Raw genomic sequence first — 12,764 nt, forward strand, 5'->3', positions numbered from 1 at the left:
ATCCGAAACGGAGAAAAGCGCCTGACGAATGAAATTTCAAAAGGATAATTTGCATAAATCGGTGAATCTGGTTCATCTGTGTTTCGCCATGCTGAACACCATTCCGCTGTCCATGCTGCGCGCCTTCGAGGCCGCCGGGCGAACCGGCTCCTTCCGCGCCGCCGCCGCCGAACTCAACCTGACGCCGAGCGCGGTGAGCCACGCGATCCGCAAGCTCGAAGACCTGCTCGGCGTCCGGCTGTTCCTGCGACAGGCCAGGACGATCGAGATGACCACCGAGGGACAGACGCTGATGCGCCATGTCGCGGAGGCGTTCGACACGCTGCGGCGGGGCATGCAGGCCGTCTCCACCCGCGCGCCGCGCCTGTTGCGCCTGCATGTCGCGCCGAGCTTCGCGACCCAGTGGCTCGCGCCGCGGCTGCAACGCTTTCTCGCGGCGAACCCGCAGGTCGAGGTGCGCATCGCCGCGAGTACCGACTATGCCCGCTTCAGCGACGGCGCCTTCGACGCCGACATCGTCTACGCGGCGGCGCCGACCGCGCGGGTCATGCCCGGCATGGTGCGGATTTCCCTCGGCGAGGAAACCGTGACACCGCTCTGCGCGCCCGCGCTTGCGGCGCGGATCACGAGCCCGGCCGATCTGGTGCAGGAAACGCTGATCCACAGCGACAACAAGATGCTGCGCTGGCCCGACTGGTTCGCCGCCAACGGGCTGAGCACGCCGGCGCCGCACGGCCTGCGCTTCGACCGCAGCTTCCTCGCCATCAGCATGGCGGCCGACGGACTCGGTGTCGCCCTCGAATCAACCAGGCTGGCCGAACGCGAGATCGCCGGCGGCCGGCTGGTGGCCCCGCTGCGGGGACGCTCGGTCGACCTGCATTATCTCGCGCATTTCCTCGTCTATCCGCAGCCCAGCCAGGCCAATCCGCTGATCTCGCGATTTTCCGCCTGGCTGCAGCAGGAACTCGCCGCATCGCCTCACTCGAAGATATAACCGAGCCCCGGCCGCGTCCTGATGTGCCGGTCCGCGAACGTCCCGAGTTTCTGGCGGATGTTGCGGATATAGATGCGGATGTAGGTGCGGTCGGAGTCATGCACCCCGCCCCAGCCGGCACGCAGGATGTCGTCATGCGTCACCAGCTTGCCGCGATGCCGCGCCAGCGCCGCCAGGATCCGGAATTCGGTCTTGGTGAAATGGATCTCGGCGCCGTCGAGGCTGACGCTGCGGGCCGCCTCGTCGATCCGCAGCCCGTCGATCTCGATCGCCTCGGTCGGCACCCCCTGCCCGGTCGCGATCAGGCGGAAGGCGTTGCGGATGCGCGCGAGCAGCTCGCCGAGGCCGAAGGGTTTCTCGACATAGTCGTTCGCTCCCGCGTCGAACGCCGCGATCTTCTGCGCCTCCTGGTCCCGCGCCGAAAGCACGATCACCGGCACATCCGAGAATTCCCGCAGCTTCACGATCACGTCCTGGCCGTCGAGATCGGGCAGGCCGAGATCGAGCAGGATCACGTCCGGCACCATCGTCGCCGCCAGCCGCAACGCCTCCGCCCCCCGCTCCGCCCGCAGCACGACATATCCCGCCGCCTCCAGCGCCGGCTTGAGGAAGCGGTGGATCTGCGGCTCGTCATCCACCACCAGCACGCGGCCGGTCTCGATCCGCTTCGCCTCGGTCATGGCACCGGCAGCTCCACGCGGATGATCGTTCCCGGCAGCCCGTCCGCCGGCAGGTCGCGCCGCGGGCTCTCGGCGGCGATCGTCCCGCCCATCGCCTCGACGAAGGCCCGCGCGATCGCCAGCCCCAGCCCCGTGCCGGGCGCCACGCGGTCGCCCCGCACCACCCGGAAGAAGCTGTCGAACACATGCGGCAGATCCTCGGGCGGAATTCCCACCCCCTCATCGGCGACCGACAGCACGACGCTGTCCCCCGCGCGCCGCGCGAACACCGAGATCGCCCCGCCCTCGGGCCCGTATTTCACCGCGTTCTCCAGCAGATTGACCAGCACCTGTTCCAGCAGCGCCGGATCGGCGCGCACCGTGGCCGCGTCTTCGGGAATGTTGACCGCGGTGTGGAACGCCTCCTTCACCCGCGCCACCGCGTGTTCCACCACCGGCGCAAGATCCACCTTCTCGTGCCGGGCAACGATCTCGCCCGTCTCGATCCGCGCCATCCCGGTGATGTTGGCGAGAAACCGCGTCATCCGCCCGACATCCTCGACGATGCTGGCCAGCAGGTCGCGCCGCGTCGCTTCCGGCAGCTCGCCATCCGCTTCCGCCAGCGTCTCGGCCGCGCCGCGGATCGCGGTCAGCGGCGTGCGCAGGTCGTGCGAGAGCGAGGAGAGCAGCGCCGTGCGCAGGCGCTGCGTCGACTCATGCGCCCGCGCCTCCGCCGCGCTGGTGGCCAGCCGCAGCCGTTCGGCGGCCAGCGCGGCCTGGTCGGCGAGCGCGCTGAGCGTCTGGATCACCGGCTCGGCCGGGGGGGTCTCGGGCCGCACGCCGAGCACGCCGATCGCCCCTGCCTCGGTCGCCAGCGGCTGGAACCGCCAGGCCGATGCGGGCAGCGTCGTCGTGCCCATGCCGGTGGCCACGCGATTGCGCCAGGCGAATTCCGCCGCCGCCACCGCCGCCTCGTCGAACCCGCCGGCGCGGGGCAGCCCGTCGTCCCGTGCGAGGAGCAGCACCGCCTCGCCGGCCAGCGCCCGCGCCTCCGCTTCCACCACCGCGGCCAGCCCCGCCTCGTCCGAAACCTGCGCCAGCGCGCGGCCGAACAGCGTGATCCGCCGCAGCGCCTCGATCCGCGTGCGCGCGGTCTCCGCCTCCGCCCGCACCCGCCCTGCCAGCGAGCCGGTCAGCACGCCGACGACGAGAAACGCGAACAGCGCGGTCACGTCCCGCGGGTTGGTCACCGAAAGCGTGTAGATCGGCGGGAGAAAGAAGAAATTCCACAGCACGAAGCCGGTCAGCGCCGCGAAGATGCCGACGCTGCGGCCATACAGGCTCGCCATGCCGACGACGATCGCGGTGAAAACATACCCCATCGCCTCGGCCGGCAGCACGCCGCGCAAGGCGAACCCGCCGATCGTCGTCAGGATCATGATGCCGAGGCTGATACCGAAAGGCATCAGCTTCGGCGGCGGCGCGCGATGCGGCGGCGCCGGCCGGCTCGCCGCGGGATCGGGAACCACATGCAGCGCATAGGCCCGCGCGCCCCGCGCAAGCCGCGAGGCGAGTCCGCGCCGCCACCGCCACCGACCACGGCCGCGCGCGATCACGATATGCGCGACGTTCTGCCGCGCCGCCGCATCGAGCAGGGCGGCGAACACATCCGCGTTTGTCGTCGTCTCGACGGTGCCGCCAAGCTGGATCGCGAGATCGAGCGCCGGTTGCACGGCCATGCCGGTCGCCGCCCGCTCGGCATGGAAGGCGAAGAACGGCGCGCGCAGCGCCTCGGCCAGCCGGGAGGCGTGCCGCACCACCTGCTCCGCCGCCTCGCCGGCCTCGACCACCGCCATCACCCGCTCCGCCGCAGGCCAGGGACCTGCGATCGCCTGCGCGCGCATATAGGCGGCGATGTCGCGATCGACATGCTGCGCCACCCGCCGCAGCGCCATCTCGCGCAGCGCGGCGAGATTCCCCGGCCGGAAGAAGCCGCCCAGCGCCCGCCGCGCGACATCCGGCCGGTAGACCAGCCCCTGCTTCAGCCGCGTCCGCAATTCCTCCGGCGGCAGGTCGATCAGCTCGATGTCGTCGGCAAGGCCGAGCACCGTGTCGGGCAGCGTTTCCGCCACCCGGATACCGGTAATCCGCGCCACCTGGTCGTTCAGGCTTTCGAGATGCTGGACGTTCAGCGTGGTCCAGACATTGATCCCCGCCTCCAGCAGCGCCGCGACGTCCTGCCAGCGCTTGGCATGGCGCAGGCCCGGCGCGTTGGCATGCGCAAGCTCGTCGACCAGCAGCAGCGCCGGCCGCCGCTTCAGCGCGGCATCGAGATCGAATTCCTCCAGCAGCCGGCCGCGATAGGGCACGATCCGCCGCGGCAGCACCGGCAGGTCGGCGAGCTGTTCCGCCGTTTCGGCGCGCCCGTGCGTCTCGACCAGGCCGACGACGACATCCGTTCCCGTCTCGAAGCGCCGCCGCGCCGCGGCCAGCATTTCCCACGTCTTGCCGACCCCTGGGGCCGCGCCGAGGAAAATCTTGAGCTGCCCGCGCCCGTCACTGTTCGCGCGGGCGAGCAGCGCGTCCGGGTCGGGCCGGTTCTCTGGCGATGCGGATCCCATGCGGGATGATCACGCCATCTCCGGCAGGCGCGCAAGCCCCGGCGCCGGTCCCCGCCGCCTGACGCCGTCCGGCGCCCCGCCAGGGTGAGGTTCAACCTGAGTATCGATACTCACAAAAATGCTCAAACGTCCTGTTTCCACGCGCCGCGGGTAAATATACGCAGCTCGGTTAAAGCGGATGGCGCGATTCTCTCCAAGCCGCAACAATGATGTTCCAAAGCCTGGATAATAGCCGCCGGACACGTGATTTGCTGATCACCATTTTTCCGCGATTGTGCCGAGGGCGGAATCGGAACAACACACCGGCCTCGACCACGCGGGTGACCTGGTTGCGCCCGGAGCCGTTCGAACTGAAATACTCGACCCATCCGCCCGGCGAGCAGGGCCTTTGCCGAATGCGTAATCGGTGAAGAGCCCCGCGCCGGACGAGGCGGCGATCAGCCGGTTGAGGTTGCGCCGGCGGGGCGCTGCTGCGGAATGGTGGCGAATCATGATGCCTCCTTCAGGCTCTTGCTTCGCGGCTGCCTTGCAAGCTTTACCAAGGAACAAAATTCAGCCCTTTATCGACAACCAGAACGATACGATTTGATCTCGATTTATCACTCCCATGGATTGGGAAGCTCGGCGCCGTATAATTTGAAAGAAAAAAATGATAACAGTATTAAAGAAACAAGACTTATTATGATTGTCAGGATGGACACCGTCGAGCAAATAAATATTTCAACAAAAATCGGCTTATATTTTGTCAAAAATAAAATTGAATATTCGATAACCATAATGGAAATAAATGGCTGAACGATCCTGAAAAGATAATCAGAAAAAAATTTTGTGTTGATATGCCTTTTCAACGAAAGCAATCTCATCAATATCGACGATGAAACAATAATCCATGGCAAAATGCTTGACTCCAGTAAATTTTTTTCTCCTATGCCAATTTTCCTATTCATCAAATAAAATATGACTATCGAAAATACCATCAACCACATGATGGCCCAGACCGTGAAAAGCCGCATCGTTATACGTGGCACAACTTCCAGCGAATGAACGTGCGGCATCTGATGTCTTTTCTTGCCCACGGCGGCTTTCCGTTTATCCGGCATCGCAGCATGAAATCCGTCATTTCTGGCTGTTTCTGGCCAAAGCGAGGTTCAGCCGCAGCACGTCGACATGCGCGGTGCCGATCACGCCGAACGCCGGCCGCACCGCGAGGCGGCGCACCAGGCGCTCGACCGTCGCCGCCGGCATTCCCCGCGCCCGCGCCACCGCGGGCGCCTGCCGCAGCGCGTTCGCCAGCGAAATGTCCGGATCGAGCCCCGACCCCGACGAGGTCGCCGCATCATCCGGCACCGGCCCCGGACCATAGGCCTTGCGATAGGCGGCGATCCGCGCGGTGACATGGGCGACGAGCGCCTTGCTGGTCGGCCCGAGATTGGACGCGCCGGATTCCGAGGCGTCATAGGGCGTGGGTATGGTCTGGCCTTTCGCATTCGTCCCCGTCAGCGCCGAGGGACGGGAATGGAACCATTGCGCCCCCCGGAAATCCTGCCCGATCAGCGCCGAGCCGACCGCCTGTCCATGAACCCGGATCAGGCTGCCATTCGCCTCGAAGGGAAAGACGAGCTGCGCCAGCCCGGTCACGGCCAGCGGTGCTGCCAGTCCGAGCAGCAGGGTGAAGAGGACGACAAGGGAAAACGCGGGGCGGAGTTCGCGCAACATGACGGTCTCGCTCGATCAGCTGAAGATGTGGAAACTGTTCAGGATCAGGTCGATCACCTTGATCCCGACGAACGGCGTGACGATGCCGCCAAGCCCGTAGATCAGCAGGTTGCGCCGCAGCAGCGCCGCCGCCCCCATCGGCCGGAAGGCAACGCCGCGCAACGCCAGCGGCACCAGCACGACGATGACCAGCGCATTGAAGATCACCGCCGAGAGAATGGCGCTTTCCGGCGAGGCCAGGGCCATGATGTTGAGGGCGCCGAGCTGCGGGTAGCTCGCTGCGAAGATCGCCGGCAGGATCGCGAAGTATTTCGCGATGTCGTTGGCGATCGAGAACGTCGTCAGCGCGCCACGGGTGATCAGCAGCTGCTTGCCGATCTGGACGATCTCGATCAGCTTGGTCGGATCGCTGTCGAGATCGACCATGTTGCCCGCCTCGCGCGCCGCCTGCGTGCCGGTCTGCATCGCGACACCGACATCAGCCTGCGCCAGCGCCGGCGCGTCGTTGGTGCCGTCGCCGCACATCGCGACCAGCCGTCCCTCGGCCTGCGCCTTGCGGATATAGCCGAGCTTGTCCTCCGGCGTCGCCTGCGCGATCACGTCGTCCACACCGGCCTCGGCGGCGATCACGCTCGCTGTCACCCTGTTATCTCCGGTGACCATGACGGTGCGGATGCCGATCCGCCGCAGCGCCTCGAACCGCTCCCGGATCCCCGGCTTGACGATGTCCTTCAGCTCGATGACGCCGAGCAGCGCGCCCTCTGCCATCAGGCCGAGCGGCGTGCCGCCGGCGCGCGCGATGCGGTCCACCGCCGCGCCGAAGGCGTCCGGCGCGGCGCCGCCCACCAGGTCGAGGATCGAGTCCACGGCCCCCTTGCGCCAGTGCCGCTCGCCGGCATCGATGCCCGAAAGCCTTGTGTTCGCGCTGAACTTCACGATTTCCGCCCCGTCCGGCAGCACCGGATCGACGCCGAATTCCTCCCGCGCCAGCCGCACGATCGACCGCCCCTCCGGCGTCTCGTCGCCGAGCGAGGCGCAGGCGGCGGCCTCGGCCATGCGCCGCACATCCACACCCGGCACCGGATGGAACGCAGAGGCCATGCGGTTGCCGAAGGTGATGGTCCCGGTCTTGTCGAGCAGCAGCGTGTCGACATCGCCGGCCGCCTCGACGGCGCGGCCCGAGGTCGCGATCACGTTGAAGCGCACCAGCCGGTCCATCCCGGCGATGCCGATCGCCGAGAGCAGACCGCCGATCGTGGTCGGGATCAGGCAGACGAACAGCGCCGCGAGTTCGGCGATGCCGAGCCGCGTGTGCGAATAGGCTGCGAAGCCGGGCAGCGTGACGACCACGATCACGAACACGATGGTCAAGCCGGCGAGCAGGATGTCGAGCGCGATCTCGTTGGGCGTCTTCCGCCGCGCCGCCCCCTCGACCAGGGCGATCATCCGGTCGAGAAAGCTCGAGCCCGGCTCGGAGGTGACGCGGACGACCAGCCAGTCCGACACGAGCTCGGTGCCGCCCGTCACCGCCGAGCGGTCGCCGCCCGCCTCGCGGATGACGGGAGCGGACTCGCCGGTCACCGCACTTTCGTTGACGCTCGCGATACCCTCGACGATTTCCCCATCGGCGGGAACCAGGTCCCCGGCCTCGACGAGCACGAGATCCTCCCGCCGCAACTGCGGCGCCGGCACCAGGGTGAACGCGGCGCGATCCGCCGGATCATCCAGCCGCTTCGCCATCGTGTCGCTGCGCGCCCGCCGCAGGCTCTCGGCCCGCACCCGTCCGCGCCCTTCCGCGACCGCCTCGGCGAAGGTCGCGAACAGCACCGTGATCCACAGCCAGATCGCGATGACGATCGAGAAAGCCCAGGCTTGGCCTGAAACCATTTCGCGAATGCCGACGAACGTCGTCAGCAGGGCGATGATCTCGGTCACGAAGATCACCGGATTGCGGATCAGCGTCCGCGGGTTCATCTTGGCGAAGGCATCGCGTATCGCGCGGATCAGGATATCGCGATCGAACAGCCCGATCGTCTCGGCTTTGCGGGACATGTCAGCGCTCCTCAGAAGGTCTTGCCGGCGAGCAGCAGGTAATGTTCGACGATCGGGCCGAGCAGGTCGGCCGGCATGAACTGCAGCCCGACCAGGATGACGATGACGCCGATCAGCAGGCCGATGAACAGAGGCCCATCGGTCGGAAACGTGCCCTCCGAATGCGGCAGCCTCGGCTTGGCGCCGAGCGATCCGGCGATCGCGAGCACCGGGATCATCACCGCGAACCGGCCGAACAGCATGGCGAGGCCCAGCCCGTAATCGAGCAGCATCGTGTTGGCCGAAAGGCCCGCAAAGGCGCTGCCGTTATTTTCGGTGGCCGAAGTCCAGCCATAGAGCATTTCGGAGAGACCGTGCGGCCCCGCATTGGCAAGCGATGCCAGCCCCGATTTGGTCAGCAGCGAGAAACCCGCTCCGGCCAGGATGAACAGGGTCTGCACCAGAATTGCCAGCATCGCGAGCTTCATCTCCCGCGCCTCGATCTTCTTGCCGAGATATTCCGGCGTCCGGCCGACCATCAGCCCCGCGACGAACACCGCGAGCAGCGCGAAGAGAACGATGCCGTAAAGCCCCGAGCCGACGCCGCCGGGTGCGATCTCGCCCAGTTGCATCATGAACAGGGCCGTCAGCCCGCCGAGCGGGAGATAGCTGTCGGTGAACGAATTGACCGCGCCGGTCGAGGTCCCGGTCGCCGCGATGTTGAACGTGGTCGACTGCGCCACGCCGAAGCGCACCTCCTTGCCCACCATGTTGCCGGGATGCGCCGCGAGGCCGGCATGGACGAGGATCGGATTGTTCGCCGCCTCCGCCGCATAGGCGCCCACCATGCCGCACGCGAGGATCACCGCCATCACGGCGAACAGCGCCCGCCCGTCGCGCCGCCGCCCCGCCACATGGCCGAAGGCGATCGGCAGCGCGAAGCCGATGACCAGGATGAGCCAGATTTCCAGAAGGTTCGTCCAGGCCGTCGGATTTTCGAACGGATGCGCCGAGTTGGCGTTGAAGAACCCACCGCCGTTGGTGCCCAGTTCCTTGATCGCCTCCTGCAACGCCACCGGCCCGCGGGCGATGGTCTGCATCCCGCCCGCGAGGGCATGGACATGGGCATAGGGAGCAAGCGTCATCGGCACGCCGGAGCCGATCAGGAACAGTGCGGCGACTACGGCGATCGGCAGCAGGAGATACAGGGTGATCCGGACGAGATCGACGTAGAAATTGCCGAGCGTGCGAATGCCGCCGCCCGCGAAGGCGCGCATGAGCGCCGCCGCCGCGGCAAGCCCGGCTGCCGCGGAGAGAAAATTATGCACCGCGAGGCCGAACATCTGCGCGCCATAGGAAATCTGGCTCTCGGGCGCGTAGGCCTGCCAGTTGGTATTGGTGGTGAAGGAGACTGCCGTGTTGAAGGCGAGCTTCGGACTCATGCCCCTGATGTGTTCGGGGTTGAAGGGCAGGAAATACTGGAGCCGGAGAATCGCGTAGAGCAGCAGGAAGTGGATCAGGCTGAGCAACAGCAGGCCCACCGCATAGGCGCCCCAGGCCATCTGGCGCTGGGGATCAATGCCGCAAAGGCGATAGATCGGCGCTTCGATCGCCGCGAGGAATCGCAGCTCGCCGCGATAAAGTCGGGCGAGATAGGCGCCCAGCGGAAAGGCCGCGCCGAAGACGAGGGCGAGCGCGAGGGCGATGAACCCTATTCCGTGCAAGGTCATGGGGGTTTCCGTTCGGAGACGCTATTGTTCGGGGGGATGCCGGTGAAGAACCTGGCGTGCCACCTGCCACATCCACAGGATGACGAGGACGATGGCGAGGGCACTGCCGATGCAGATCAGGGCATCGGCGATCAGGCCGGAGATGTTTGCCGCCACATGCATGGCGTTCAGAAATCCTCGGGCCGCAGGAGGGCCCAGACGAGATAGACGAGGATCAGCAGGGCGGCGATGCCGGAGAGAATGAGGTCGATCATCGATCCGGCTTTCGTCAGATCTTCTCGCAGGCGTTCACGTAGAGCAGGAAGAGGCCGAAGATCGCGAAGGCAAGAACGAGCGTAAGAAGGTCCGCCATGATGGGTCATCCCGAATGCGCCTGACGATCAGGCGACTGACTGTGTTCGGGATAATGGCTGGCAGGATCGTAAAGATTCCAGACCAAATTCCGGCTGGAATGTATAGAAAATGTATAGATCCGGGCCGCGCGGGTGGTTTTGGCCGCCCGCGCGGCGAAGGGTCAGCGGGCGAGGCCCTGTTCGATCAGGGCGATGGTGGGGGCGATGCCGTAAAGCGCGATGAAGCCGCCGAAGCGGGGGCCCTCGGTCTGGCCGAGCAGGACCTGGTAGAGGCAGCCGAACCACTCCCGCAGGCTGGCGAAGGGATGGCGCTTGCCGACATCGTAGAGCAGGTTCTGCAGGGCCTCGGCATCGGCGTTGTCGGGGATGGATTTCAGACCGTCGGCGAGGTCGAGCAGGGCCGTGCGTTCCAGCTCGGTAGGGCTGCGATACTGTTTCGCGGGCTTGATGAAGTCCTGATAGTAGCGCACCGCGAAATCGACCAGGCGGGCGAGGAAGGGGGCCGATTCCGGGGACGCTTCCGGCCGGTAGGCCCGGATGAAGCCCCAGAGCAGGTCGGGGGTTTCGGCGTTGACCACCGAGGCGAGGTTGAGAAGCATGGCGAAGGGGATCGGACTGCTGGAGGCCGTGGGGATCTCGCCGCCATGGATGAACCAGGCGGGATTGTCCTCCGCCCTGCCCTTGCCCTCGCGGAGATTGTCCTGGTTGGCGAGGTATTCGTCGGTGGCACGGGGAATCACGTCGAAATACAGGCGCTTGGCCCGCTGGGGCGAGGCGAACATGAACTGACCGAGGCTTTCGGCCGGGGCGTAGGTCAGCCATTCCTCGACCGAGAGGCCGTTGCCCTTCGACTTGCTGATCTTCTGGCCGTGCTCGTCGAGGAAGAGTTCGTAGGTGAAGCTCTCGGGGGGCTCGCCGCCCAGGGCGCGGACGATGGCGCTGGAGAGGCGGACGGAATCGATCAGGTCCTTGCCGGACATTTCGTAGTCCACGCCGAGGGCGAACCAGCGCATCGCCCAGTCGGCCTTCCATTGCAGCTTGGCGCCGCCATCGAGGATCGAGGTTTCGTGGAGGATGCCGGTTTCGGGATCGCGCCAGGTGACGCTCGCCGCATCGACATCGACCTCGTCGATGGCGACCTGCATGACCTGGCCGGTGCGCGGGTGCAGCGGGAGGATGGGCGAGTAGGTGGCCCGGCGCTCGGGGCCGAGGGTGGGGCGGATGATGTCGCGGATGACATCGTGCTTGGCCGCCACGGCGCGGAGGGCGTCGTTGAAGCGGCCGGAGGTGTAGTATTCGGTGGAGGAGGCGAATTCGTATTCGAAACCGAAGGAATCGAGGAAGGCTTGCAGGCGGGCGTTGTTGTGGGCGCCGAAGCTCGGGTGGGTGCCGAAGGGGTCGGGCACGCGGGTGAGCGGCTGGCCGATGAACTCGCGGAGCATGTCCTGTTGCGGGACGTTGCCGGGGACTTTGCGCAGGGCGTCCATGTCATCGGAGAAGGCGAGCAGCTTCGAGGGCAGGCCGGTGAGCCTGGTGAAGGCGAGCCTGATCCAGGAGGTGCGGGCGACCTCCATGAAGGTGCCGATATGCGGCAGGCCGGAGGGGCCGTAGCCGGTTTCGAACAGGGCCGTGGATTTCCCCGATTTGTGCAGGCGATGGACGACGCGTTCGGCTTCGCGGAAGGGCCAGCTCGTGGGGGTATCGGCTTCGGACTTTGTCATGATTTGCGTTTAGGGTCGGCGGGCGACCGGGTCAAACGCATGGGTCGGGGGCCGGGCGCGCAAGCGCGCCGGCTTGTCAGGACCGGGGAAAGAAGCGGGTTCGGAGCGGGGGATCGGGCGGGCGGAGCCAGACGGCGCCGCGCGGCGCGCCGGGGCGTTCGGGCGGCGGCGGATGGGGCGTCGGGCCGGGCGCCGGGCCGGGTGCCGGATCGGGCGGCGGGTCGGGCGTTGCGGCCATTTGTGCGGCGCGGGGTGGGCGCGGTTTCGGCGGCAGCGCGAGGGCGGGCGGCGGGGCGATGCCGATGGTGTGGCAGAGCGGGCGGAGGATGCGGCCGGCGGCGGGGGTGGCGGCGATGAAGGCCTGCATGTCCGGCGCATCGAGCAGGGCGCGGAGTTGCGGGGCGAGGGATGCGGTGGCGGGAAAGGCGCGGCGGAGCCAGCCATGGGCGCGCGGGAGACCGTGCGGCGGGCCGGAGCGGCCGGGGCGGCCGGGGCGGCGGCGCGCCGGGGCTCGCGGCCTGGTGGCAAGGGCTTCGAGGCGGGCGCAGAGGCGGCGCAGGCGGGTCCAGGCGAGGATGGTGAGGCTGCCGCGCCGGTGGCGCACGCCCTCCGCCGCGACGCAGGCGCAGAGCGCGGCGATGAAGCCGGCGAAGCGGAGCAGGAAGCCGGGCGATGCGGGGGCGGCGGCCGTCATTCCCGCTAACAAGCATGACCGGCCGGGGGTGGGCAAGGAGGTTGCGCCGGCGGATCAGCCGCCTGCCGGATTTCGGGACGGCTCCCGGCTTTTTCGATGTCGTCTCCGGACAAAGTGTCGGAAAACTTTACACATTGCGGCGACCGAAACTTTATCCCATTGAAATCATTTATTTTATTTTGTCGGCATGATTTTTGCTCTCGAAACGAACGTTGGCATTGGCGCCGCCAGGCCGCTTCACGAAC

At 66.9% G+C, this 12,764-nt stretch carries 11 protein-coding genes; 2 read left to right on the forward strand and 9 right to left on the reverse strand.

The window, feature by feature from the left end; all coding sequences use genetic code 11:
* Nucleotides 1-61 precede the first annotated feature (61 nt).
* The gene (locus ACMV_RS05725; protein WP_231844492.1) at nt 62-994 is read left to right on the forward strand and encodes a LysR substrate-binding domain-containing protein; all 933 of its coding nucleotides are present in this window, start codon (nt 62-64) and stop codon (nt 992-994) included.
* On the opposite strand, the gene ACMV_RS05730 is transcribed toward ACMV_RS05725, so the two are convergent.
* Both ACMV_RS05730 and ACMV_RS05735 read right to left on the reverse strand, forming a co-directional pair.
* Nucleotides 979-1,674 carry a response regulator gene (locus tag ACMV_RS05730; protein WP_013639825.1) on the reverse strand — a complete coding sequence of 232 codons (696 nt, stop codon included), beginning with the start codon at nt 1,672-1,674 and terminating at the stop codon, nt 979-981. The genes ACMV_RS05725 and ACMV_RS05730 overlap by 16 nt on opposite strands.
* On the reverse strand, nt 1,671-4,274 hold the full coding sequence (locus ACMV_RS05735) for a sensor histidine kinase (RefSeq protein WP_013639826.1): 2,604 nt from the start codon (nt 4,272-4,274) through the stop codon (nt 1,671-1,673). Before ACMV_RS05735 ends, ACMV_RS05730 begins: the two co-directional genes overlap by 4 nt.
* A gap of 477 nt (nt 4,275-4,751) precedes the next feature.
* Here ACMV_RS05735 and ACMV_RS21140 point away from each other — a divergent pair, with 477 nt between their 5' ends.
* On the forward strand, nt 4,752-5,069 hold the full coding sequence (locus ACMV_RS21140; RefSeq protein ID WP_172637324.1) for a hypothetical protein: 318 nt from the start codon (nt 4,752-4,754) through the stop codon (nt 5,067-5,069).
* A 321-nt stretch (nt 5,070-5,390) separates the two neighbouring features.
* Here ACMV_RS21140 and kdpC read toward each other — a convergent pair whose 3' ends face one another.
* From kdpC to ACMV_RS05760, 7 genes are all read right to left on the reverse strand, one after another.
* Nucleotides 5,391-5,990 carry a potassium-transporting ATPase subunit KdpC gene (gene kdpC / locus ACMV_RS05740; protein WP_007425088.1) on the reverse strand — a complete coding sequence of 200 codons (600 nt, stop codon included), beginning with the start codon at nt 5,988-5,990 and terminating at the stop codon, nt 5,391-5,393.
* A 15-nt stretch (nt 5,991-6,005) separates the two neighbouring features.
* Nucleotides 6,006-8,042 carry a potassium-transporting ATPase subunit KdpB gene (gene kdpB, locus ACMV_RS05745; RefSeq protein ID WP_013639829.1) on the reverse strand — a complete coding sequence of 679 codons (2,037 nt, stop codon included), beginning with the start codon at nt 8,040-8,042 and terminating at the stop codon, nt 6,006-6,008.
* A gap of 11 nt (nt 8,043-8,053) precedes the next feature.
* On the reverse strand, nt 8,054-9,751 hold the full coding sequence (gene kdpA / locus ACMV_RS05750) for a potassium-transporting ATPase subunit KdpA (protein WP_011941712.1): 1,698 nt from the start codon (nt 9,749-9,751) through the stop codon (nt 8,054-8,056).
* A 21-nt stretch (nt 9,752-9,772) separates the two neighbouring features.
* On the reverse strand, nt 9,773-9,913 hold the full coding sequence (locus ACMV_RS20775; protein WP_154653532.1) for a hypothetical protein: 141 nt from the start codon (nt 9,911-9,913) through the stop codon (nt 9,773-9,775).
* A gap of 5 nt (nt 9,914-9,918) precedes the next feature.
* Nucleotides 9,919-10,113 (reverse strand): potassium-transporting ATPase subunit F, encoded by a 195-nt coding sequence (locus ACMV_RS21285; RefSeq protein ID WP_013639830.1) that lies wholly within the window; start codon nt 10,111-10,113, stop codon nt 9,919-9,921.
* Between the two features lie 152 nt (nt 10,114-10,265).
* On the reverse strand, nt 10,266-11,825 hold the full coding sequence (locus ACMV_RS05755; RefSeq protein WP_007421354.1) for a lysine--tRNA ligase: 1,560 nt from the start codon (nt 11,823-11,825) through the stop codon (nt 10,266-10,268).
* A gap of 76 nt (nt 11,826-11,901) precedes the next feature.
* Nucleotides 11,902-12,519: a hypothetical protein gene (locus ACMV_RS05760; protein ID WP_013639831.1), complete on the reverse strand. Its 618-nt coding sequence runs from the start codon at nt 12,517-12,519 to the stop codon at nt 11,902-11,904.
* Nucleotides 12,520-12,764: the final 245 nt, after the last annotated feature.

The sequence above is a fragment of the Acidiphilium multivorum AIU301 genome (assembly GCF_000202835.1).
Lineage (GTDB): Bacteria > Pseudomonadota > Alphaproteobacteria > Acetobacterales > Acetobacteraceae > Acidiphilium > Acidiphilium multivorum.